20 protein-coding genes and 1 pseudogene are annotated in these 23,615 nt (G+C 64.2%); 14 read left to right on the top strand and 7 right to left on the bottom strand.

What is annotated here, in order from left to right; genetic code table 11:
• The first annotated feature begins 29 nt into the window (after positions 1-29).
• On the top strand, positions 30-770 hold the full coding sequence (locus E5E96_RS10775) for a ferredoxin--NADP reductase (RefSeq protein WP_171282127.1): 741 nt from the start codon (positions 30-32) through the stop codon (positions 768-770).
• Between the two features lie 52 nt (positions 771-822).
• Here E5E96_RS10775 and E5E96_RS10780 read toward each other — a convergent pair whose 3' ends face one another.
• Positions 823-1,158 carry a hypothetical protein gene (locus E5E96_RS10780; RefSeq protein ID WP_171282128.1) on the bottom strand — a complete coding sequence of 112 codons (336 nt, stop codon included), beginning with the start codon at positions 1,156-1,158 and terminating at the stop codon, positions 823-825.
• 302 nt (positions 1,159-1,460) lie between these two features.
• Between E5E96_RS10780 and E5E96_RS10785 the strand changes: the two genes are divergently transcribed.
• Positions 1,461-2,459, top strand: a complete 999-nt coding sequence (locus tag E5E96_RS10785; protein WP_024944552.1) for a hypothetical protein — start codon at positions 1,461-1,463, stop codon at positions 2,457-2,459.
• 49 nt (positions 2,460-2,508) lie between these two features.
• Here the strand turns inward: E5E96_RS10785 and E5E96_RS10790 are convergent, their stop codons facing one another.
• A complete protein-coding gene (locus E5E96_RS10790; RefSeq protein WP_005308905.1) occupies positions 2,509-2,676 on the bottom strand; it encodes a hypothetical protein in 168 nt (55 codons plus the stop codon).
• Between the two features lie 56 nt (positions 2,677-2,732).
• On the opposite strand from E5E96_RS10790, the gene E5E96_RS10795 reads away from it, so the two are divergent.
• From E5E96_RS10795 to E5E96_RS10815, 5 genes are all read left to right on the top strand, one after another.
• On the top strand, positions 2,733-3,707 hold the full coding sequence (locus E5E96_RS10795; RefSeq protein ID WP_171282129.1) for an NADP-dependent oxidoreductase: 975 nt from the start codon (positions 2,733-2,735) through the stop codon (positions 3,705-3,707).
• A complete protein-coding gene (locus E5E96_RS10800; RefSeq protein ID WP_024944550.1) occupies positions 3,704-4,141 on the top strand; it encodes a YqaA family protein in 438 nt (145 codons plus the stop codon). The genes E5E96_RS10795 and E5E96_RS10800 overlap by 4 nt, the downstream gene beginning before the upstream one ends.
• A 19-nt stretch (positions 4,142-4,160) precedes the next feature.
• Entirely contained in the window at positions 4,161-6,974 is a 2,814-nt protein-coding gene (locus E5E96_RS10805) for a pitrilysin family protein (RefSeq protein ID WP_171282130.1), read from the top strand.
• 60 nt (positions 6,975-7,034) lie between these two features.
• Entirely contained in the window at positions 7,035-8,633 is a 1,599-nt protein-coding gene (gene gshA, locus E5E96_RS10810) for a glutamate--cysteine ligase (protein ID WP_029301984.1), read from the top strand.
• A gap of 255 nt (positions 8,634-8,888) precedes the next feature.
• Positions 8,889-10,103: an aldose 1-epimerase family protein gene (locus E5E96_RS10815; RefSeq protein ID WP_171282131.1), complete on the top strand. Its 1,215-nt coding sequence runs from the start codon at positions 8,889-8,891 to the stop codon at positions 10,101-10,103.
• 82 nt (positions 10,104-10,185) lie between these two features.
• Here the strand turns inward: E5E96_RS10815 and E5E96_RS10820 are convergent, their stop codons facing one another.
• Positions 10,186-11,976, bottom strand: a complete 1,791-nt coding sequence (locus E5E96_RS10820; protein ID WP_077095914.1) for a long-chain fatty acid--CoA ligase — start codon at positions 11,974-11,976, stop codon at positions 10,186-10,188.
• Positions 11,977-12,162: 186 nt separating this feature from the next.
• Here E5E96_RS10820 and E5E96_RS10825 point away from each other — a divergent pair, with 186 nt between their 5' ends.
• A complete protein-coding gene (locus tag E5E96_RS10825) occupies positions 12,163-12,708 on the top strand; it encodes a hypothetical protein (protein WP_029301987.1) in 546 nt (181 codons plus the stop codon).
• A 37-nt stretch (positions 12,709-12,745) separates the two neighbouring features.
• Here the strand turns inward: E5E96_RS10825 and rimI are convergent, their stop codons facing one another.
• Complete coding sequence (gene rimI, locus E5E96_RS10830) at positions 12,746-13,195, bottom strand: ribosomal protein S18-alanine N-acetyltransferase (RefSeq protein WP_011704681.1); 450 nt, start codon at positions 13,193-13,195, stop codon at positions 12,746-12,748.
• Positions 13,196-13,245: 50 nt separating this feature from the next.
• Positions 13,246-13,725, bottom strand: a complete 480-nt coding sequence (locus tag E5E96_RS10835) for a DNA polymerase III subunit psi (protein WP_171282132.1) — start codon at positions 13,723-13,725, stop codon at positions 13,246-13,248.
• A gap of 238 nt (positions 13,726-13,963) precedes the next feature.
• Between E5E96_RS10835 and E5E96_RS10840 the strand changes: the two genes are divergently transcribed.
• Together E5E96_RS10840 and viaA are read left to right on the top strand one after the other, a co-directional pair.
• Complete coding sequence (locus E5E96_RS10840) at positions 13,964-15,571, top strand: ATPase RavA domain-containing protein (RefSeq protein WP_171282133.1); 1,608 nt, start codon at positions 13,964-13,966, stop codon at positions 15,569-15,571.
• Positions 15,572-15,623: 52 nt separating this feature from the next.
• A pseudogene (gene viaA / locus E5E96_RS10845) lies at positions 15,624-17,077 on the top strand (ATPase RavA stimulator ViaA).
• 9 nt (positions 17,078-17,086) lie between these two features.
• Here the strand turns inward: viaA and E5E96_RS10850 are convergent.
• Positions 17,087-18,091 carry a sensor domain-containing diguanylate cyclase gene (locus tag E5E96_RS10850; RefSeq protein WP_171283223.1) on the bottom strand — a complete coding sequence of 335 codons (1,005 nt, stop codon included), beginning with the start codon at positions 18,089-18,091 and terminating at the stop codon, positions 17,087-17,089.
• A 223-nt stretch (positions 18,092-18,314) separates the two neighbouring features.
• On the opposite strand from E5E96_RS10850, the gene E5E96_RS10855 reads away from it, so the two are divergent.
• The 3 genes from E5E96_RS10855 (at position 18,315) to E5E96_RS10865 (ending at position 22,528) form a co-directional block, all read left to right on the top strand.
• A complete protein-coding gene (locus E5E96_RS10855) occupies positions 18,315-20,177 on the top strand; it encodes a GGDEF domain-containing protein (RefSeq protein ID WP_171283224.1) in 1,863 nt (620 codons plus the stop codon).
• Positions 20,178-20,431: 254 nt separating this feature from the next.
• Positions 20,432-22,021: a peptide chain release factor 3 gene (gene prfC, locus E5E96_RS10860; protein WP_085946238.1), complete on the top strand. Its 1,590-nt coding sequence runs from the start codon at positions 20,432-20,434 to the stop codon at positions 22,019-22,021.
• 168 nt (positions 22,022-22,189) lie between these two features.
• Positions 22,190-22,528: a nuclear transport factor 2 family protein gene (locus tag E5E96_RS10865; RefSeq protein WP_171282134.1), complete on the top strand. Its 339-nt coding sequence runs from the start codon at positions 22,190-22,192 to the stop codon at positions 22,526-22,528.
• 66 nt (positions 22,529-22,594) lie between these two features.
• Here the strand turns inward: E5E96_RS10865 and E5E96_RS10870 are convergent, their stop codons facing one another.
• Positions 22,595-23,089: a MarR family winged helix-turn-helix transcriptional regulator gene (locus E5E96_RS10870; protein WP_171282135.1), complete on the bottom strand. Its 495-nt coding sequence runs from the start codon at positions 23,087-23,089 to the stop codon at positions 22,595-22,597.
• Between the two features lie 62 nt (positions 23,090-23,151).
• On the opposite strand from E5E96_RS10870, the gene E5E96_RS10875 reads away from it, so the two are divergent.
• The gene (locus E5E96_RS10875; RefSeq protein WP_171282136.1) at positions 23,152-23,610 is read left to right on the top strand and encodes a carboxymuconolactone decarboxylase family protein; all 459 of its coding nucleotides are present in this window, start codon (positions 23,152-23,154) and stop codon (positions 23,608-23,610) included.
• The last annotated feature ends 5 nt before the right edge of the window (positions 23,611-23,615 follow it).

The following is a 23,615-nucleotide window of genomic DNA, read 5'->3' on the forward strand; positions in this document are numbered from 1 at the left end:
AAGGATCCGTTCTTCTGGAGGAGATCCCTATGGCCTGGGTCGAAGGTCGCGTCCTTGAGCGTATCGAGTGGACGCCCACCCTGTTCTCCCTGCGTGTGGCGGCCGAGCTGGCCCCCTACAAGGCGGGGCAATTCACCAAACTGGCCCTCGAGCAGGGCGATCGCCGCATCCAGCGGGCCTACTCCTTCGTCAACCCCCCGTCAGCCCCCTATCACGAGTTCTATTTCGTCGAGATCCCCGATGGGGAACTGACTCCGTCCCTCGGCTCCCTGCAAGCGGGCGACAGCCTGCTGGTGCAATCCCTGGCGACCGGTTTTCTGACCCTGGACGAGGTACCGGCCGGGCGCGATCTCTGGCTGCTCTCCACCGGTACCGCCATCGGCCCCTTCCTCTCCATGCTGGCCGACGGGGAAGCCTTCGCCCGTTTCGAGAATCTGGTGCTGGTGCACGGGGTGCGCAAGGGGGAAGAGCTGAGCTATCGGGAGCTTATCGCAGGTTTTGCCGCCCGCCACGGCGAGCGTTTTCGCTATGTGCCTTTCGTCAGCCGGGAGGAATGGCCCGAGGCGATGGCAGGGCGGATCCCGGCAGCCATGGCCGACGGTCGGCTGCAGGCGCGGGTCGGGCTGGAATTTGCCCCCGAGCTGAGTCAGGTGCTGATCTGCGGCAACCCGGCCATGGTGAAGGAGACCCAGCAGACCCTGCTGTCATTGGGACTGGCCAAGAACCTGCGGCGGGCGCCCGGCAACATCAGTGCGGAGAACTACTGGTAGAGAAATGGACACAGGAGCCTCGGCCCCTGTGTCAGGGTAACGGGGATGACGATCAATTCTTCTTGCCGTTGCCGTTGCCGTTGCCGTTGCCGTTGCCTTTCTGCTTGTTGTGGCCCTGGCCCGGGTTGTTGCCGCTGTGGATGCTGCGGTTGTAGTGGTCCCGGTATTTGCCGTCCATCTTGTCGCAGTTGAGCTGGATGCGGCTGTCGCCGATGCCGAGATCGAGGCAGTTATTTTGCCACCAGTCGTACTCTTTCTGATCCCAGTTGATGTCCAGCTTGATGTCGTCGGTGGAGAGTTTGACGCCATCGTTGTTCTTGGAGGGGGGCGCCGCCACGGCCACGCCTTGGACGAACAGCAGGGAGAGCAGCAGTATGGATTTGTGCATGATGACCTCGAGTGCGGAAGGATTGGTCTCAGTGTAGAAGCTGGCGCCTTAACCGGGCCGGAACCAGGCACGACACCAGTTGGCGGGCATGTCATGCCGGCTTGCCGCGGGCGGGCAGGAGATCAGGCTAGCGGGGTTTGCAGCGGCAGACAACGGGGAAGCGTCGACAATTTGCCCAATCTGGTCGCAGCCTGTCCGTTTGTGAAGGTATCTGAGTCAATTCAAATGATTAGCCTTCATTCTGTGGCTCGGCTGACTATAATCGGCAGCCAACTTTTCCTGCATATCGCACCCCCTTCATCATGACTACACAGGCTTCTACCGTGCTGCGCTACCCCAAGGGGTGGTTCGCCTTGACCACGGTGTACAGTTTTACCGGGCTGGCCATTCTGGCCTCCATCGTCTTCTCCCTGCTGCTGTTTCTCTCCATCGACGAGAATCCCCTGATGAAGTGGCTGTTCGGCGGCCTGGCCATCATCTTCGAGCTGGGCAAGTTCTACGTCTGGTACGAGTACGGCGAGTGCAAGGCGCGGCGTGAGCTGAGCGGGGCCTTCTGGTCGCTGCTGTTTTACAGCGTGCTGGCCGCCATCTCCATCGGTGGCAGCATAGGCGGCATCAACAGCGCCACCAACACCATCCTCAACCAACAGGCGCGCCATGAGCGGGAGATCGCCCGCTTCGACGAACAGATCGCCAGCATAGAGCGGCAGATCCAGCTCAACGAGGAGGCGGCCCGCAAGTACATCGAGATGGCGCGCATCTCCAGCGGCGTCAGCGGGTTGCAGCAGGCCAACACCAAGCTCAGGCTGCGCCAAGATGAGCTGCGCCAGGAGCGCGATGCCAAGCCCATCAACGAGCAATCCTCCATGCTGGGGCTGATGAGCAGCCTGGCGGACGGGGTGGGAATGAGCATCAGCCAGGTGCAGTTTCTGCTGGTCTGCTTCCTCTCCGTGCTGCTCGACGTGTTCGGCGCCTTCTTCGTCAGCCTGATCGGCGAGGAGAACCGCTTTCGTCGCAGCTGGCTGTGGCAGCAGGCCAGGGAGCAGACCCTGGCCCGCCAGGCTGAGGCGGCGGCCATGGTGCCCGCCGTGATGGCCAGACCGGAGCCCGAGCCGGAGGTAGTGGCTCAGGTGCGCAGCGCGCTGGAGAGCGGTGAGCTCAAGTGCAGCAAGCGGCGGGTCGCAGAGGCGCTGTCGCTGTCGCTGGAGGAGGTGGACCGGGTGTTCCAGCATCTGCTGGTCCAGGGAGTGCTGGGGCAGGGCAGCAACCGCCACTACCATCTCAGCTCGCAGGGGAGTTGATCATCAGGCCACCGCAGGGTGGCCTTTTTATTGCCGTGCGGGGGTTGTGCTAGTGGGTCAGCACCATCATCAGGCTGAGGAAGGCGGCCAGCCCGCCGCCGATGCCGATGATCCAGTAAAAGCCCTTGGCCCCCTGTTTGAGCGGGATGCGGAAGTAGAGCAGAAACGCCCACCACCCGAGGGCCAGCAACAGAGGAATAAGAAACATTCGAGCCATGGTGTCCTCGCTGTTATTCTGTTGACCCTTGATCAATCAACAGGATGGATTGTGCAATGACGCAGCTACAGATTACCGCATTCGGTGACCCCTCGGTACTTCGGCTCAACCCTTCCCTGGACAAGGTGCCAGCCGACGGCGAAGTGCGGGTGCGCATCTGCTTTGCGGGGGTCAACCCCATCGATGCCAAGACCCGGGCAGGCCTCGGCTGGGCGGCGGCCCAGAACAAGGACAAACTGCCCTGGACGCCGGGCTATGACGTGGCCGGGGTGGTGGAGAAGATAGGCCCCGGCGTCACCGCGCTGGCCGAGGGGGATCGAGTGTGCGGCATGGTGGGCTTTCCCCTCGCGGCCGGCGGCTACGGCGAGTCCGTGGTGGCGCGCGAGGAGGAGCTGGTCAGGCTGGAGGATATTGGCCTCAGGCAAGGGGCGGCGCTGCCGCTGGCGGGCCTCACCGCCTGGCAGGGGCTGTTTGAACACGGCGCCCTCAAGGCGGGGCAACGGGTGCTGATCCTGGCCGGTGCCGGCGGTGTCGGCCACCTGGCGGTGCAGCTTGCCAGCGCCTATGGCGCTGAGGTAGTGGCGACGGCGAGTCGCGACAACCACAGCTTCCTGCACGGGCTGGGGGCCAGTGGGATGGTGGATTACCATGACGCAGACTGGGTCGCCCAGGTGGTGGCCGGCGGTCAGGTCGATCTGGTGCTGGATCTGGTGGGTGGCGAGAGCGGCAAAGCGGCGCTTGCCTGCGTCAAGCCCGGTGGCCGGCTGGTGACGGTACCCACCATCAGCGCGCAGCAGATCAAGGATGCCGCGGCCGGCAGCGCCATCGAGGTGCTCGGCATGCTGGTACACCCCGACCGCCAGCAGCTGAGTCAGATGCTGATCCTGCTGCGTCAGGGTGAGGTTCAGGTCACGGTCGCCGGGGAGTATACCCTGGCCGAGGGGGCGCTGGCCCATCAGGCCATCGAGCAGGGCCACGTGCGTGGCAAGCTGTTGCTGCGCATGCCCGCCGCGGACGCTCTGGCCGGATGAACGGTATCACCGAGCTGGGGCTCGGCTGGCTGTTTCTGAGCGCCTTCACCTCCGCCACCCTGCTGCCCGGCAGCTCGGAAGTGCTGCTGGGGGCCATGGCGGCCAAGGGGGAGTGGAGCATGGCCAGCCTGCTGCTGTGGGCGACGCTGGGCAATACCCTCGGCTCCATGACCACCTGGTGGCTCGGCTGGCTCGCCACCTTCAAGAAAAAACCGGAAGATTTTCAAGGCCGTGGGGAACAAAAAGCCCTCGGCTGGCTCAAACAACATGGCCACTGGTGTCTGCTGCTGGCCTGGACGCCGGTGATCGGCGATGGACTCTGTCTGCTGGCCGGCTGGCTGCGTCTCTCCTTCTGGCGCTCTCTCATTCTCATCGGGCTCGGCAAATTGTTGCGTTATGCCCTGGTCTTTCTGCTGGCCAGGCAGATCTTCTAGCTTCACTCACGAGGTAACCGTGAACAAACTCATTCCATTAAGCATGCTTCTGGGCTTCTCCCTGCCCGTGCTGGCGGCACCCACCCTGGTGTCGGAACAGGTCAAGGAAGAGGGCAAGCTCGGCATTCCCTACCAGATGTACAAGCTGGACAACGGCCTGACCGTCATTCTGGCGCCCGACAAATCCGATCCCCTGGTGCACCTGGACGTCACCTACCACGTGGGCTCGGCCCGCGAGCAGGTGGGCAAGTCCGGTTTCGCCCACTTCTTCGAGCACATGATGTTCCAGGGCTCCAAGCATGTGGGGGATCAGGAGCACATGCGGATCATCAACGAAGCTGGCGGTGACATGAACGGTACCACCAACAAGGACCGCACCAACTACTACGAGACCGTGCCGGCCAACCAGCTGGAGAAGGTGCTCTGGCTGGAGGCCGACCGCATGGGCTTCTTGCTCGATGCGGTGAGCCAGAAGAAGTTCGAGATCCAGCGCGCCACTGTCAAGAACGAGCGGGCCCAGCGCATCGACAACCAGCCTTACGGCCTAGTGAGCGAGAAGGTGGGGGAGGCGCTCTACCCGCGCACCCACCCCTACTCCTGGCAGCCCATCGGCTATGTGGAGGATCTCGACCGGGTCGACGTCAACGACCTCAAGCAGTTCTTCCTGCGCTGGTACGGCCCCAACAATGCCACCCTGACCCTGGGCGGTGACTTCGACACCAAGCAAGCGCTGGCCTGGATTGAGCAGTATTTCGGCTCCATCCCGCGCGGCCCGGACGTGGCCGAGCCGACCCCTGCGCCCGTCACCCTGCCCGAGACCCGTTACGTGACGCTTGAGGACAAGGTGCACCTGCCGCTGCTCTACATCAGCTACCCGACCGTGTCGCTCGGCGATCCGCAGGAGCCGGCGCTCGACATGTTTGCCGACGTGCTGGGCGGCAGCGCCAGCTCTATGCTCTACCAGTCGCTGGTCAAGAGCGGCAAGGCGATTGATGCGGGCGCCTCCCACTACTGCGAGGAGCTGGCCTGTACCCTGACCGTCTACGCCTATCCCAACCCGGCGGTGGACGGCAGCCTGAAGACCCTCAAGAGCGAGGTGGACAAGGTGATCGGCGAGTTCGCCGGTCGCGGCCTCAAGCCTGAGGATCTGGAGAAGGCGATCAACAGCTATCGCGCCTCGGCCATCTGGGGTCTGGACAGCGTCTCCGGCAAGGTGAGCCAGCTCGCCATGGGTCAGGTGTTCGCCCAGGATCCCAACTATGTGTTCAAGAGTCTGGATGCCATCGGCAAGGTGACTCCGGAGCAGGTCAAGACCGCCTACGACAAGTTCATCCTGAACAAGCCGGCGGTGGTACTGAGCGTGGTGCCCAAGGGCAAGAGCGACTGGCAGGCCGCCAAGCCCAACTTCACCCCGGCCAAGCGCGAGCTGCCGGATTACAGCAAGCATGACAAGGTGCTGGCCGAGCGACCGGTGAAAGACGATTTCGATCGCAGCGTGCAACCCAAGGCGACCGATGCGGTGAGCGTCAAGGTGCCGGCCATCTGGCACGGCAAGCTCGACAAGGGGATCGAGATCATCGGCACCCAGAGCGACGAAATTCCCGCCGTCTCCATCATGGTCGCGCTGCCGGGCGGCATGCGGGCCGAGGGCAAGGGCGAGTTGGGGCTGGCCAGCCTCACCGCCAGTATGATGGGACAGGGCTCGGTGCGCCTGACCGAGGCCCAGCTCAGCGACGAGCTGCAAAAGCTCGGCTCCAGCGTCAGCGTCTCCAGCGCCCAGTATAACAACCTGGTCACCATCAGCAGTTTGACCGACAAGCTGCCGCAGACCCTGGCGCTGGTGCGCGAGGTGTTCGAGCGGCCCGGCATGCGCGAAGCCGACTTCGAGCGGGTCAAGGCGCAGATGCTGCAGGGCATGAAGCAGAGCGAGCAGCAGCCGGAGTGGTTGGCCGGTCAGGCATTCCGCGAGCTGGTCTACGGCAAGCAGAACCGCCTCGGTCAACCGGGTGACGGCGTGCTGGCCGATGTCGAGAAGCTGACCCTGGCGGACGTGAAGCGCTTCTACCAGAACTACTACAACCCGACCAACGCCAAGGTGGTGGTGGTGGGTGACGTGACCCAGGCCCAGGTGGAGGATCAGCTCGCCTTCCTGACCCAGTGGAAGGGGGCCGAGCCCTCTCTGGGCAGCCTCAAGCCGGCGGGCGAGCAGGCCAAGCCGGGCATCTATCTGGTGGACAAGCCCGGGGCGCCCCAGTCGGTGATCCGCATCGGTCGCCGCGCCATGCCGTTCGATACCACGGGTGACTACTTCACTGCCGGGCTGATGAACTTCAACCTGGGCGGCAACTTCAACAGCCGCATCAACCTCAACCTGCGCGAAGAGAAGGGCTACACCTATGGTGCCAGCTCGGGCTTCTCCGCCAACCGGGAGGCGGGTACCTTCGCCACCGGTGCCAACGTGCGGGCCGATGCGACCGTGGATGCCATCCGCCAGTTCCTCAAGGAGATGGACAACTACCGCAAGAACGGGCCGACCCCGGTGGAGCTCGCCTACATGCGCAGTGCCGTCTCCCAGCAGGATGCCCTCTCCTACGAGACCCTGGGCCAGAAGGCGGGCTTCCTGCTGCAGATGATCATGTACGACCTGAAGCCGGACTATGTGCAGGCCCAGAACAACTTGATCAAGACGGTGTCGGCCGAGACGCTCAAGGCCAGTGCGGCACGCTGGCTTGACCCGGCCGAGATGGTGATTGTGGTGGTGGGGGACAAGCAAAAGCTTGAAAAACCCTTGAAGGAGCTTCATCTTCCCATCTATCCGCTGCAGCTGCCCTGAGGGCGCTACATAATAAAGAGCGCCGCCCCCCTGTGGGGCGGCCACACATGAGCCGTGAATATGACTACGACAAGCTTGTCACTCACCGAGTTGTTGACCGCCCTGGGTTCGCCGGAACGGCTGACCGCCCTCAAGGGGATCCGGCGCGGGATCGAACGTGAATGTCTGCGCATCACCCCGGAAGGAACCCTGGCCCAGACCGATCACCCCCGCAGTCTGGGCTCGGCGCTGACCCATGCCAACATCACCACCGACTACTCGGAGAGCCTGCTGGAGTTCATCACGCCGGCCACCGACTCCATCGACAGCCTGATGGAACAGCTTGGCGACATCCACCGTCACACCATCCACCATCTCGGTGATGAGCGGATCTGGCCGCTCTCCATGCCCTGCTTCGTCGGCGACGAGGAGAACATCCGGCTGGCCCAGTACGGCAGCTCCAACATCGGCCGGATGAAGACCCTCTACCGGCAGGGGTTGAAGAACCGCTACGGTAGCCTGATGCAGGTGATCGCCGGGGTGCACTTCAACTTCTCCATGCCGGACAGCTTCTGGTGCGAGTGGCAGGAGCTGGTGTGCGAGGGGTGCTGCAGCCAGCGCTTCATCTCCGACAAGTACATGGGGCTGATCCGCAACGTCTACCGCTTCGGCTGGCTGGTGCCCTATCTGTTCGGCGCCTCGCCGGCCATCTGCGACTCCTTCCTCAAAGGACGCAAGAGCAATCTGCCATTCCAGAAGACCGGCAAGGGCACCCTCTATCTGCCCTACGCCACCGCGCTGCGGTTGTCGGATCTGGGCTACACCAACAGCGCCCAGGCGGGGCTCAAGATCAGCCACGACAGCCTGCCGGCCTATGTCAGCAGCCTGCGTCGCGCCATCAACACCCATGATCCCGACTTCGCCAAGATCGGCGTCAAGGTGAACGGCGAATACCGCCAGCTCAACGACAACGTGCTGCAGCTGGAGAACGAGCTGTACGCCCCGATCCGGCCCAAGCGCACCCCGCGCAGCGGCGAGAAGCCGTCGGATGCGCTGGAGCAGCGCGGCATCGAATACATCGAACTGCGTACCGTGGACGTGAACCCCTTCACCCCGTACGGCATCGAGGTGGATCAGATCCGCTTCTTCGACCTGTTCCTGGTCTGGTGCCTGCTGCGCCCGTCCCCGGTGCTGGGCGACGAGGAGATTGCCCGCAATCGCCGTAACCAGACCAAGGTGGTGCTGGAGGGGCGTCGTCCCGGCCTCGAGCTGGAAGACGAGCAGGGTCATGCCATCGGCCTTAAAGAGTACGGCCTCAAGCTGTTCGACGAGCTGGCCGAGGTCGCCGCGCTGCTGGATCGCTGCTGCGGTCGCAACCGCTACCGCGAGACCCTGGCGATGCACCGCGAGAAGCTGCTCAACCCCGAGCTCACCTACTCCGCCCGCCTGCTCAAGCAGTTGCTGGAGAGCGGCCAGGACAACGGCTGCTTCGGCGACGAGCTGGCCAACCGCTACCGGGAAGAGATGCTGGCCGGTGAGCTGCAGTACTGGGACGAGGCCTACTTTGCCGGCGAGGCCCGCGACTCGCTGGCCAAGCAGCGGGAACGCGAGCGCAGCGACAGCCTGTCGTTCGACGACTTCCTGGCCGACTACTTCGGGACCAGCAAGACCCCGGCCTGACGGGCTCCACTTCTGCTGCAAGCCGCTCTTCGGAGCGGCTTTTTTATGGGCGGTCTCCAGTGGGCGGTCGGCCCGTCACGGGCCCGAAAATAACTGTGAGTCAGCCTTCACTTCAGCAGCGCGATGGGCGTTTTTATTGTCAATCGGCTCACATTTTCCTCTTTTTCCGCTTGAGTCTGATGGGCTTGCCGCCTAATTTCTCGATCACTGAAACGATTCAGCCTTCACGAAAACAAGAGACACGAGGATAAATCCATGTTGAAGAGACTTTCCATTGCCGTACTGTTCGCGCTGGGCGCCAGCTCGGGCCAGGCTGCCGAATTCCTGCTGACCGACTCCCAGCAGGGGCTGGATGTGGGGGACTGGAAGATCACCAGCGACAAGCTGGGGATCAAGAGTCCGGCACCGTTCAGCATCGAGAAGAAACGGCTGCATGGCGGGCGTCAGGAGGGGGTGGACCTGCTGATTGTCGACAACGGGGTGATGAAGATAACCCTGATCCCGACCCGTGGCATGGGGATCAAGGAGGTCAGAGCCGCCGAGCTGCGTCTCGGCTGGGATTCGCCGGTCAAGGAGGTGGTCAATCCGGCCTTCATCGATCTGGAGAGCCGCGCCGGGCTCGGCTGGCTCGATGGCTTCAACGAGATGCTGGTGCGCTGTGGCTACGAGTGGACCGGTCACCCGGGAGTGGATGACGACGGCCGCCTTAAGAGTCTGCACGGCCGGGTGCAGAACATCCCGGCCTCCGTGGTCAGCGTGACCATAGACGAAGAGCCGCCTTACGCCATTCACGTGCGGGGCCGGGTGGACGAGCGCACCTTCAAGATGAGCGAGCTGGTCACCTGGACCCAGCTCAGCGTCGTGCCCGGTCAGGCGGAGTTTGCCCTGCAGGACAAGCTGACCAACCACGCCGATTACGAGAACGAGTACCAGATCATCTACCACGGCAACTTCGGGGCTCCCATCCTGGAGGAGGGCGCGCGCGTTAGCACCCCGGTGAAGCAGATCTCCCCGTTCAACGACTACGCCAAGGGGGGGCTGAAGAGCTGGCAAACCTATCTGGGGCCGACCAAGGGCTTCGACGAGATGGTGTTCAACCTGGTGCCCTACAGCGACGCCGAGGGCAACACCCTGGCGGTGCTGAACAACCGGGCAGGCAGCGCCGGGGTGGCGGTGGGTTACAACACCAGGCAGTTGCCGGTGCTGACCCTGTGGAAGAACACCGACACCCGGGCCCAGGGTTATGTGACCGGCATCGAACCCGGCACCAGCTATGCCTACAGCACCAAGTACCAGCGCCCGCTGGGGCTGGTCCCCAAAATTCAGCCGGGGGAGACCAAGACCTTCGATCTGACCTACCACCTGCTGCAGAACGCCGACGAGGTGAAGCAGGCTCTGGCCAGAGTGGAGCAGATCCAGGCCGGTCGCCCTACCGAACTGCGTGACCAGCCGCTGGTCAAGTTGCCGTAAGCAACGGACAAACAGCAAAAAGCCGCTCTTGAAGCGGCTTTTTTATTTCCCTGAACCCGAGCGGTCTCAGACGTGGTTGTACTCAGACATGGTTATACATGGCCTCGATCTCGCTCTGGTACTTGGACTCGATGATCTTGCGGCGCAGCTTCATGGTCGGGGTCAGCTCCCCCAGCTCCATGGAGAAGGCGCTCGGCAGCAGGGTGAACTTCTTTACCTGCTCGAACTTGGCCAGCTCTTTTTGCAGATCCTGGATGCGTGCCTCGAAGAACTCCACCACCTTGGAGTGGCGCAGCAGCTCGGTCTTGCACTGGTACTGCAGGTTGATGGAGCGGGCGTACTCCTCCAGCGACTCGAAGCAGGGCACGATCAGCGCCGACACGAAGTGGCGGGCATCGGCGACGATGGCGATCTGCTCGATGAAGCGATCCTTGCCGATGGTGCCTTCCACCAGTTGCGGGGCCACGTACTTGCCGTTGGAGGTCTTCATCAGCTCCTTGAGGCGCTCGGTGAAGTAGATGTTGCCTTCGCTGTCGAGTTCGCCGGCATCGCCGGTACGCAGGAAACCATCCTCGGTCATCACCTCGGCGGTCGCTTCCGGCTTGTTGTAGTAGCCGCGCATCACGGTGGGGGAGCGCACCAACAGTTCGTTGTTCTCACCCAGTTTCACCTCGATGCCGCAGAGCGCCGTGCCGATGGAGCCCAGCTTGAACTGGCTGTCTTCGTAGCAGCAGACGGTGGCGGTGGTCTCGGTCATGCCGTAGCCGTACTTGAGGTTGAGCCCCATGGCCTGGAAGAAGAAGTTCACCTCGTCGGCGAGGCGGGCACCAGCCACCGGCAGGAAACGGGTGCGGCCGCCAAAACGAGCGCGCAGCTTGCGAAATACCAGTCGCTCGGCGAGCCAGAGCTGGCCGTAGAGCAGCGGCGAGGCGGTCTTGCCCGCCTGGCGGGTGGCGACCATCTGCTTGCCCACTTTGGTGGCCCAGCCGAACAGGGCCTGGCGCAGACGCGGGGCCTGGGCCACCCTGGCCTGGATCATGGCGTAGGCCTTCTCGTAGAGGCGCGGTACGGCGCACATCACGGTGGGCTGCACCTCGCCGATGACATCCATCACCTTCTGCGGATCGCGGATGTAGACGTTCTCGGCGCCGCAATAGAGCACGTAGTAGCTCCAGGCCCGCTCGAACACGTGGCTGAGCGGCAGCATGCAGAGCGACACATCCTGCTCGTTCAGATCGAGACGGCTGTTGTGCATCTCGAAGCAGGCGGCGATGTTGGCGAAATCGAGCATGACCCCCTTGGGCTCACCCGTGGTGCCCGAGGTGTAGATCAGGGTCAGCAGGTCATCCATCCGGTACTGGCTCTCGCGCTCGCGCAATACCTGCTCGCTGGGCTGGTGATTGCCGGAGACCAGAAACGTCTGGAAGTGGCTCGCCTGCGGGCAGCCGCGCAGGTTGACGCTGCCGTCGAGGGCGACCAGCTGGCGGATCTCGCCGCTTTCAATCAGTTGCAGCGCCTGGTCGTACTGAGGCTGTTCGCCGACGAACAGCACCTTGATGCCGGCATCTTTGACGATGTAGCGCAGCTGATCGAGCGTGCTGGTGGGGTAGATGGGGACACTGACGCCGCGGGCGGCCAGGATGCCGAGATCGGCCTGGGTCCACTCCGGCATGTTGCGGGCATAGATGCCGACCATCTCGGTGGGCTGGTGGCCGGCGCGGATCAGCGCCTGGGCACAGTAGTCCATGGCCTGTCCCAGAGTACGCCAGCCGATGGCACGCCACTGGCCATCCTGTTGTACGCGCAGGGCGGCCTTGTTGCCAAGCCGGGCGATACGCTCCCGCATCAGTCGAACCAGGTGGTGTTTCGGCATCAGTCAGACATCCTCAAGTAACAGTTGTACGCCCTAAGGGGCACTGAAAAATCGCGCTGGAGTTTAAACTCTAAGATTACAGCTTACAAGTGTTCGCCATTTGTCTTGGATCACAAAGTCGTCAATTAGGGTGAGCTTGAGGCATGATGGGGGCAGACATGCGGAGCCATTCAGGGAGGGTGAACAATGAGTGTCGGCATCAAGGGGGTGGTGACCGGGGTATTGCTGTTATTGGCGGGGGCCGGCGGGCTCTGGTTTACGCTGGGAGGCACGGGGAGCGAGGAGGACAACCCCTGGCTGAGCGGCGCCGAGGGCTACGCGCAGGCGCAGCAGCTGGCCCTGCATAAGGGCTATCCGCTGCTCTACGTGATCGAGCGCGCCAAATGCCGGCGCTGCAAGCTGCTGGAGACCACCCTGTGGCAGTCAGCGGAGATGGCGCCGGTGCTGGCCCGGCTGGTGAAGGTGCGCCTCAACCCGGATGCAGGGGATGGCAGCGAGCACATTCTGCGCCGCTTCCCGCAAGTGGCGACCCCGCCCGGCATCTATGTGCAGCAGCCGGGCGAGCCGCTCAAGCCCATCAAGATAGTGGTGGATATCCAGCAGATCTGGATGCCCGGGGTGACCTGGCAGCGCGGCTTCTTCATGCCGCTCTCCGCCGCCGGGTTCGAGGCGGTGCTGCACACCACTCAGAGCCTGCAGGATCCGGCCCTCGACAACGCGCCGTTGCTGTAGTGCTGCAGATGTAGTGCCGCAGATGTAGCGCGGCGGCTTAGCCGAAGTCGAACAGGCGGGACATCAGCACGGCATCTTCCCGATCCTGGCCGGTGCCGTAGTAGTCGGCGCGCCGGCAGTACTCGGCAAACCCTTCGCTTTCGTAGAGGCTGATGGCGGTGCTGTTGCCGGCCCGCACCTCGAGGAACCAGGCCTCGGCCTTGTTGGCCTTGCTGCGGGTGAGGTACTCCCTGAGCAGCGCCCGCCCCAGCCCCTTGCCCTGAAAGTCGGGGTGCACGCAGATGTTCATCAGCGAGCTGTCGCCCGCCACCAGATCCGAGATGTAGAAACCGGCCGGCTGGCCGTCGACCAGCAGCAAGCCGTTGAGGTAGCGCGGCCCGAAGCAAGAGAGCAGGTTGGCCTGGCTCCAGGGCTCCTTGTGGGCAGCCTGTTCGATGGGGTAGATGAGCTCGAAGTCGGTTTCGAGCAGGGGACGAAATTGCACCATGGTGGCTCCGGGTCGGGGCGGCTGAACGAAGAGAGGGTGGGGCTCGGCACTCAGCCGAGGCGCCCCTTGAGCTGCTGCCACAGCGCCCGTTTTTGGGCCGGGCTGGGCGCGAGCGGGCAGATCAGGGCCTCTGGCCAGGCGGGATCGGCCGCCTCCAGCCAGAGCAGGGGCGGGGTGTGGCCGACGGGCAGGCTGCTCAGCAGGCTGACCTCGTCGCTGCCGATGCCGAGCAGCTGGCAGAGATCCGCCAGCAGGCCGGGGGCGGGCAGCCGGCTCGCCAGGATCCAGAGCTTTCCGCTTGGCGGCTCGCTCGGCACGGCCGAGGCGGGGGCTGCCGCCTGCTCGCTTGCCTGGATCTCATTGGCCGGCGCGGGCGCAACCTGATGGCCCGCCAGCAGGGCTGGCCGGCGCAGTTGCCAGCTCGGGATGCCCATCCGGGCCAGCAGGTGTTGCCGCAGGCGACCGGATGCCTGGTCAGGTTGCGCGGGGGTGGGCTCCCGCGCCGTGCTCAGCTGCACTGGATCTTGCATGGACGATGACTCAGTCTTGATCTGCATTGATGAAAAAAGCTCTGCGCAGGGTACACTCGAACGCGTTTTGCTGCATCTTTTGCGGTATGTTTTAGCCAGGTGAGGCGGCCCGGCGCTCGGCAACCGGCTGGAGCGAGCCAGAGGCGGCCTCCCGACAATCCAACAAGCAGGACAGGGAACCTTCGATTGCGTCGCGGGTGTGCCGGTTCCAGAAAACTCCAGTATCGGAAGTGTGCCTATGCCACCTTTAGCATCACAGAATCTTCGTCTCGCCCCCATTCACGAGCGCCTGCCACGCCTGCTGTCGGCCCTCGGCGAGGGGCTCTACGAGCGCCAGGATGCCTTGCGGCTCGGTCTGCTGGCGGCCCTGTGCGGCGAGAGCGTGTTTCTGCTGGGCCCGCCCGGCATCGCCAAGAGCCTGATCGCGCGGCGTCTCAAGCTGGCCTTCTTCGATGCCCGCCACTTCGAATACCTGATGACCCGTTTCAGCACGCCGGAGGAGGTGTTCGGCCCCCTCTCCATTCAGGCGCTGAAGGAGGATGGCAAGTATCTGCGACTCACCGCCGGCTACCTGCCGGAGGCCGAGGTGGTGTTCCTCGACGAGATCTGGAAGGCAGGCCCCGCCATCCTCAACACCCTGCTCACCGCCATCAACGAGCGGCAGTTTCGCAACGGCGACAGCCAGCACCCCATCCCCATGCGGCTGCTGGTGACCGCCTCCAACGAGCTGCCGGCCCCCGACAGCGGGCTGGAAGCGCTCTACGACCGGATGCTGGTGCGGATCTGGATGGACCGGGTGCAGGAGAAGGCCAACTTCCAGGCCATGCTGGCCAGCGACGGCCAATCCCACCAGAATCTGCCGCCCTCGGTGCAGATCCACGGCGAGGAGTACCTGGAGTGGCAGGAGCAGATCGATCGGATCCGGTTGCCGGACGATTGCTTCGAGCTCATCTATCAGCTGCGCCAGCAGCTCGACAGCCAGCTGGCCCACAGCTGCTACGTGTCGGATCGGCGCTGGAAGAAGGCGGTGAGGCTCATCAAGGCGAGCGCCTTTTTCAATGGCCGCGACGAGGTGGCCCCGCTCGATCTGCTGCTGTTCAAGGATTGCCTCTGGCATGACGAGGCCTCGCGCACCGCCCTGCTGGAGATGATGACCGAGTTCTCCCGCCTCTACGGCTATCAGCAGCTGGCGATGACCCGTCAGCTGATGGGGCTGCGGGAGCAGTTCAAGCAGCTCAGGCAGAGCGTGGCCCAGCGCCTGTGCTGCAAGGCCAGAAAGCGCCAGCAGTGGTTCGGGCGCCGCGCCCGCGGCATCCAGATCCCGCTGGCCAACGCCCGCCCGTTTGGCAAGCTGGCGCACTTTCACCTGCTCACCCCGGCAGCGCTGGATGGCGACGATCCGGAGCGGCTGGTGGAGACGCTGGTGTTCGACCGCACCCTGCTCTCCCACTGGCATCCCACCGGCGAGGCGCTGGTGGGCTGGCCGCTCGGCAACCCCAAGGAGGGTCACTACGAGCTGGTGCTGGACGACGAACTGCGCCTGCACGTGCTGGACTTGCAGCGCCAGCGGATCCCCCTGGTGCTGGTGGAGCGCAACCCCATCCCCGAGGTGGTGATCGCCCCCTGGCAGGCCGCCCTGACCGGGCTGCTGGCAGAAGCCGGCGTGCTGGCGCAGGAGCTCAAGCGTCAGCGCAACCTGTTCGAGCGCCATCAGCAGCACCTCTTCATCGGTCGCCACTGGCTGCAGCAGGTGGAGGACAGCTTCTTCGTGCTGAACCGGGATCTGGACCAGCTGCGCACCGACCTCAGCCACTGGCACGACCGGCTTCCGCAGCTGGACGCCTGAACCATGGCGAGCGCGAAAGGGGCTGTGGTGAGCCTGGTCGGCGGAGGTCGCCATGCTTGAGATCGGCATGATGGATCTGGGGCTGCTCATCGGCGAGGGGGAGCTGGCGGGCGAGATGGCGCTGCTGCTGGCCTCCACCCCCAAGATCTCCGAGTTCATCAAGCGCTCCCCGCTGCAGGGCAGATTGTTGCAAAAGCGGATCCGCCGCTGGAGCGAACAGCTGGGGGAGGAGATGCGCCACAAGCCGGTGCCGGTGGCGCTGGAGCAGGAGTATCGCCTCTATCAGGCCCACAAGGGGTTGCCGCTGGCCGAGCTGATGGGGTGCCTGCCGGCGCTGCTGGACGGGCTGGAGCAGTACAGTCCCTTCGCCGGCGAGGCGCGCAGCCTGGTGCGCCAGCTGATGGCCCACCCCACCGACAGCCAGCGCCAGCTGCTGATCGAGAAGTGGCGCACCAGCCTGGTGGGCAGCCTGCTGCAGCTGCAGCAGCAGATCGCCGAGGCGGAGCGGGAGAAGCAGCGCCAGGAGATAGAAGATCAGCTGCTGGCGAGCCGTACCCTGGCCGATGCGCTCGATCCCAACCAGATCTCCGCCGGCGGGCTGTGGGATCTGGCACAGGGCAGCTGGCACAAGCGCAGCCTGGTGCTGGTCAAGCAGTATGCCCGCATGCTGCAGCGCGAGCCATTGTTGGCGGAGATCGCCAACCTGCTGGGGCGCAGCCAGCAGGACAACCGGGCCAACGATTCGCCGGTGCCGCCGGTGCAGGTGCACGAGCTGGAGGAGGTGCAGACCGACGATGTGCCGGACGATCTGGTGGGCATTCACCCGGCCAGCGATCTGATGCGACTGTTGCCGAGCGAGGCGGTGATGCTGGCGCTGCCTGAGCTGGAACTGGAGTTCTACCGCCGCTATCTGGAGCGGCGTCTGCTCAGTTACCAGTCGCGCGGCACCCTGCCGCGTCAGCGCATCATGCTGCGCACCCCGGAACTCGGCGGGCGGCAGCTGCAGCAGCGGGGGCCCTTCATCGTCTGCATCGACACTTCGGGCTCCATGGGGGATACCCGGAGGAGTGCGCCAAGGCGCTGTTTCTGGCGCTGCTCAAGGTGGCGATGGACGAGAAGCGGGGCTGCTACCTGATGCTCTTCTCCACCGAGGTGGCGACCCTGGAGATCACCGCCGACACCGGGCTCGACAAGGCGGAGCGCTTCCTCTCCATGAGTTTTCACGGTGGCACCGATCTGGTGCCCTGCCTCGAGAAGGCCCTGATCAAGCTGGATGACCCCGCCTTTGCCAAGGCGGACGTGCTGGTGGTCTCCGACTTCATCGCCCAGAGCCTGCCCCACAGCCTGCTGGAGCGGATGAACCGCCAGCGCAAACAGCAGACCCGCTTTCACGCGGTGGCCATGTCTCGCCACGCCAAACCGGCGCTATTGCGGGTGTTCGACAACAGCTGGCTGCTCGATTGCGGCCTGCGCGGGCGCCTGCTGCGGCGCTGGCAGCGCAGCTGAGCCTGGCCGTCAGCAGCGAGGCTGGTGGCCGAGCCCCCGTTCGTTGACCTGCTCCTGATCCAGCAGCGGCTGACCGCTCGGCTGGGAGACGTAAAAACCCCGCTTGCCGCTGCGCTTGACCCGATACATGGCCTGGTCGGCGCGGGCCAGCGCCGTGCTGAAATCATCCTGTGGCCGGATCGCCGCAATCCCCATGCTCAATCCCACCGAGGCGTCGCCGTTGGGCAGCTCGAACGGGGTGGAGATGGCGTTGATGCATTGGCGGGCCAGGTGGCTGGTGCGGGGATCCTCGCTGGTCCAGGGCAGCAGCAGCACGAATTCGTCGCCGCCGAGCCGGCCTATCTTCACCCCCTCCTCGCAGCAGTCGCGCAGCCGGCGGGTGAGGGCGATCAGCAGCTCGTCGCCGGCGCGATGGCCCAGGTTGTCGTTGACCTGCTTGAAGTCGTCGAGATCGATGAAGCAGATCGCCTGGTACTCCTGCGGGAACTGGCGCTGCAGCGCGGTGCGGTTGAGCAGGCCGGTGAGGGGATCCCGGTGGGCGAGCTGGGCCAGCTGCTGCTCGTACTCTTTCTCATGGGTGATGTCGATGTGGGTGCCCATCACCCGGATGGGGTTGCCCTGTGCGTCCCGCTCCACCACCCGGCCCCGGTCCAGCACCCAGGTGGTCTTGCCATCCTTGGCGATCATCCGGTGCATCACCTGATAAAACGGGCTCTTGCCGCTCAGGTGATCGAAGAAGGCCTGCAGTACCCGCTCCCTGTCCTCCGGGTGCAGGTGCTCGCGCCAGACGTCGAAGTGGGCCGACAGCTCCTTGGGCTGGTAGCCGAGCATGGCGCCCCAGCGGCGGTTGAAGATGATGAGCTTGCCGGTGGGCACATGGTTCTGCCAGATGCACAGGCCGGTGCCGTCCATGGCGGCTTCCAGTTTCTCCCGCGCATCCTCGGCGACCCGCTTGAGCCGTTCGTTCTCCTGCAGCAGCTTGTCGTAGGCCGCCTGCAGCTCCTGGTATGTCATCAACCCGCGCTTCCCTGTAGTGGATGGCGCTTATAGTCGATGCTGATTTTCCATCTGTAAAGAGGCACGAGGGGTCAGTGTGAGAGCCCGCCAGATCTGGCTGATTTTCTCTCTTTCTCCCTGGTGGCTGTGTGCTTGAACAAGGCAGGATATGATGGTCATAGTGAACACACCTGCCTAGCTGCACCACCAGAGGGGAAACCGAACCGGCATGAAACGCATCATGACCCTGATCCTGCTGACGGGATTGTGCACGCCCCTCGCCTGGGCGGCCCGGGCGCCGCTGACCGAACCCCAGCTCTCCCGCGAGCTGCAGCTGCTGGAAGAGGGCTTCCAGCCCGACCGCATATTCCGGCTGCGCATCGCCGCGCTGGTGGCGAGCAAGGATGAGTATCCCCTCGACGTGCAGGGGCGCATCGTGCGCCTGCAGTGCTGGGCCATGCCCGCCGAGTGGGACAGCGAGTATCGCGCCGTGGTGGCCTTTGCCGATCAGCAGCTGGCTATCGCCCGGGCCCGCAAGGACAGGATCACCGAGACCGGCCTGCTCACCTGTCGCGGCTTTCACCAGCAACTGCTCGGCAACATGGACCAGGCCAAGGCCGACTACCAGCAGGCGCTGGTGCTGGCCCGCCGGCTCGGCGATCGGCTGCAGGAGGCCGACATCCTCAGCTTTCGCGGCGACATGTACGCCTATCAGGGGGAGCTGGCGGAGGGGCTGATGGAGCTTATCGAGGCGCACAAGCGCTTCGAGTCGCTCGGGCAGGATGGCAAGGCGCGGGAGGTGCTGGCCCAGATCGCCAACGCCTACCGGCGGATGGGGCTCTACGAGCGGGCTGAGGGCTACTTCAAGGAGCTGGAGCACGACTACGGCACCCTGGGGGATCAGGAGCGGCTGGTGGACATCCGCTCCCAGCAGGGGCTGCTTTATGCCGAGATGGGGGAGTATGAACGGGCCCTGCCGTTGATGATCCAGGCCGAGCAGCTCTATCGCTCCCAGCAGAAGGAGGGGCTGCTGGCCTGGATCCAGATCGAGATCGCCACCATCCTGCTCAACCAGAACAAGGTGACCGAAGCGGTGAGCAAGCTGCAGCAGGCGGATACCATCCTGCGCAGTGGCGAGAGCTCCGACAGCGTGACCCTGGGCCACTGGCAACTGGTGATGGGGATGGCGGAGGCGGCGCAGAGCAACCCGACCAAGGCGCTCTACTACCTGGCCCAGGCCGAGCCCATCTTCGTCAAGGAGAAGAACCAGCGCTTCCTGGCGCGGGTCTACGAGGTACGGGCCAGGATCCTGGAGCAGCAGGGGCAGATCAACGGGGCGCTGGCCAGCCTCAAAAAGTACGTCGAGACCAAGCACTCTCTGGAGCGGGTGCTCAGGGAGCAGCGCTCGTTGCAGATGCGCTTTGAGTTCGACCTGGCCCGCAAGGAGCTGGAGAACCAGGCCCTCAAGACCAAGCAGCTGCTGCAGGAGGCCAAGCTCAAGCAGCTGCAGGAGCGGCGCCACTGGCAATATGCAGTGGTCATTCTGTTGCTGCTGGTGATGGGCATGCTGGCGCTGCATCAGTTCAACCGCTCCCGCAAGATGCGCCGGCTCGCCATGACCGACGACCTGACCGGGCTGCACAACCGCCGCCAGATCCAGGCCAAGGGGCAGGCCTGGTTCAAGCAGGCGCGAGAGCATGGCCGGACCTTGTCGGTGCTGCAGCTCGACATCGATCACTTCAAGCAGGTCAACGACACCCTGGGCCACCACATGGGGGACAAGGTGCTGGCCGAGGTGGCCAGCTGCGTCGCCGCCCAGTTGCGCTCCCTCGATCGGGTGGGGCGCAACGGTGGCGAGGAGTTTCTGGTGCTGTTGCCCGACACCAGCCTCGACGAAGCGGTCGAGGTGGCGGAGCGGATCCGTCATCGGGTCGCCCAGCTGCGCATCGACGGGATGCCGGAGGGGCAGCCGGTGCACGTCAGCATTGGCTGTGCCCAGTACAGTCCCCTCGACGAGAGCTTCGGCGATCTGGTGCAGCGGGCCGACGAGGCCATGTACCGGGCCAAGCAGGCGGGCCGCAACCAGGTGATGCGGGCCGAGTAGGAGGCGCAGGCTCCCCTGCTCGTCTGCAAAGCCGGGCTGGGTATTTTTCACTCGCGCGGGTATAATGTCGCGCAATTTTGCTTTGGCTCAGGTGAGAAGACCCATGTAACGCAACCCTCTTCCTCTCTCCACCGGTTGGTCTGATGCCAGCTTGGTGTGGCTCGTTGCGTATCCATGCCGGACCGTGAGTCAATGCGGCACTCCGGAATTATCCCACGGTGGCTTAAGGCCGCCGCCCAATAGAAGAACGTTGAATTATGTCAGCTGAATTTCTGAGTGAAGTCTCCAAGAGACGCACTTTTGCGATCATCTCGCACCCGGATGCGGGTAAAACCACCATCACCGAAAAAGTCCTGCTGTTCGGACAGGCCATTCAGCGCGCCGGTACCGTCAAGGGCCGTGGCTCGGGCCAGCACGCCAAATCCGACTGGATGGAGATGGAGAAGCAGCGTGGTATCTCCATCACTACCTCGGTGATGCAGTTCCCCTATGCCGATTGTCTGGTCAACCTGCTCGACACCCCGGGTCACGAGGACTTCTCCGAAGATACCTACCGTACCCTGACGGCGGTCGACTGCTGCCTGATGGTCATCGATGCCGCCAAGGGTGTTGAAGACCGGACCCGCAAGCTGATGGAAGTGACCCGGCTGCGCGACACCCCCATCCTCACCTTCATGAACAAGCTGGACCGCGAAGTACGCGATCCGATGGAGGTGATGGACGAGGTGGAGCGCGAGCTCAACATCATGTGCGCCCCCATCACCTGGCCCATCGGCTGCGGCAAGTCCTTCAAGGGGGTCTATCACCTCTACAAGGACGAGACCTATCTCTATCAGAGCGGTCAGGGGCATACCATCCAGGAGAAGCGGGTGGTCAAGGGGTTGAACAACCCCGAGCTGGATGCAGCCATCGGCGAAGATCTGGCTGCCCAGCTGCGCGGCGAGCTGGAGCTGGTGCAGGGTGCCTCTCCCGAGTTCGATCACGATGCCTTCATCGCCGGCGAGATGACCCCGGTCTTCTTCGGTACTGCGCTCGGCAACTTCGGTGTCGATCACATGCTGGACGGCCTGACCGACTGGGCTCCGTCGCCCATGCCGCGCAAGGCCGAGAGCCGTGAAGTGGCCGCCACCGAGGAGAAGTTCTCCGGCTTCGTGTTCAAGATCCAGGCGAACATGGATCCGAAACACCGCGACCGTATCGCCTTTATGCGCATCGTGTCAGGCACCTATTCCAAGGGCATGAAGATGCGCCACGTGCGCATCGGCAAGGACGTGAACATCTCCGACGCCGTGACCTTCATGGCCGGTGACCGCGAGCAGGCGGAAGACGCCTTCGCCGGCGACATCATCGGTCTGCACAACCACGGCACCATCCAGATCGGCGACACCTTCACCCAGGGTGAGGATCTCAAGTTCACCGGCATTCCGAACTTCGCGCCGGAACTGTTCCGCCGCATCCGCCTGCGCGACCCGCTCAAGCAGAAGCAGCTGCTCAAGGGGCTGGTGCAGCTCTCCGAAGAGGGTGCGGTGCAGGTGTTCCGTCCTCTGATCAGCAACGATCTGATCGTGGGGGCGGTCGGTGTGCTGCAGTTCGACGTGGTGGTTTCGCGCCTCAAGAGCGAATACAACGTCGAGGCGCTGTACGAGGCAGTCAACGTCTCCACCGCCCGCTGGGTGGAAGGGACAGACGTCAAGAAGTTCGAAGAGTTCAAGCGCAAGAACGAGGTCAACCTGGCCCTCGATGGCGGTGACAACCTCACCTACATCGCGCCGACCATGGTCAACCTGCGCCTGGCCCAGGAGCGTCACCCGGACGTCCAGTTCCGCCAGACCCGCGAGCACTGACAAGGGCTTGCCCGATAGGCAGACAAGATAAAAAAAGACCCCGCCCAGGCGGGGTCTTTTTTTGCATGGCGATCAAGGCGCAGATGGGGGCTGAGCTGCCATCACCCGTCGACAAGGGGGGCGATGCCCCCTATAAAGGAAGCTGTTACATGATTCAGGGAGTGATGCATGTCGGTCGAACTGCCCGTCGAGGCACAATTTAACGCTTACAACGCCCACGATCTCGAGGCCTTCCTGGCCTGCTTCTGCGAGGCGTTCAAGGGATACCGGATGCCGACGGAGAGCCCGAGCACTGTGGGCAAGGGGGCGCTCCGGACCTTCTATGCCGAGCACAGATTCAATAACCCGCAGCTCAGGGCCGAGCTGCTGTCGAGAACCGTCATCGGCAACAAGGTGTTTGATCACGAGTTGATCTATGGCCTCTCCCCCGAGCCGCTGGATAGCATGGCGGTCTTCGAAGTGGAGGCGGGCCTGATCAAGACGGCCTGGTTCTACTTCCCCACCTGAAAGGCGCCCAGCGCCCTTGTCTGCCTTGGCCTGACTGCAAGCCCCGTCCGCTAACACCGGCTGGCGTCAGGCCTCGCCTTCCATGCCGCTGGCGAGGTTCGCCAACCAGCGTTTGACGAGTAGCAACTCCTCCTCGGCCAGCGGGGCGGCCAGCTCCTGCTCCAGCCGGGCGACCCTGGCCTTGGCCTCGGCCAGCAGCGCGGCGCCCGCCGGGCTCAGGCTGAGCTGCTGGATGCGGCCATGCTGGAGGTGAGGTGTGCGGGCCAGCAGGCCGCTGCGCTCCAGGCTGGTCACCATGGGGCTCACCGTCTGGGGGGTGAGCAGGGTGAGGCGGGCGAGCTCGGCGTTGGAGCTGCCGGGGTAGGCATCCAGCATGGTGAGCAGGGCAAACTGGGGCGCCGTGATGGGCAGGTCCGCCAGTGCCCGCTCCATGCGCAGGCGCTGGGCGGCCGCGGCCTGGCGCAGCAGATAGCCGAGGTGACCCGCTTCGCCGCGCTTGCCCTCGCCGGGGGCGGGCAGGGGGAGGGGCAGCTCTGTACTCAAGGGGGGCTTGTTTATCATGTCAGGGTGCTGATATGTTGTTCGTGCCCTGATATTAAATCATGCCCAAGGAGAACACCAGAATGAGCACCCGCATCGATTACCCCGACTTTCGCCAGCTGCTGCCGGCCGCTCACGACGCCCTGATCGCCGCCGGCAAGGCGGTGGACGAGGCTGGCCTCGACAAAAGCCTGAGCGAGCTGGTGAAGCTGCGCGCCTCCCAGCTCAACGGCTGCAGCTTCTGCCTGCAGTATCACCTGAACATCGCCCGTCGCAGCGGGGTGGGGCAGGCCAAGCTGGATCAACTGGCGGCCTGGCGCGATGCCACCGTGTTCAGCGCCCCGGAGCGAGCGGCCCTGGCCTGGACCGAGAGCCTGACCCGGCTGCCGTCGGACGGTGTGCCCGACGCACTCTATGGCGAGCTGCGCGAGCACTTCAGCGAGGCCCAGATAGTGCAGCTGTCGGTGACGGTGGCCACCATCAACAGCTGGAACCGGCTCGGGGTGGCGCTGCGTTTCGTGCCGCCCGCCGCCCAGCTATGAGCAGC

Origin of the sequence: Aeromonas sp. 1805, assembly GCF_013085525.1 — a bacterium.
In the GTDB taxonomy this organism is placed as follows: Bacteria; Pseudomonadota; Gammaproteobacteria; order Enterobacterales; family Aeromonadaceae; genus Aeromonas; species Aeromonas hydrophila.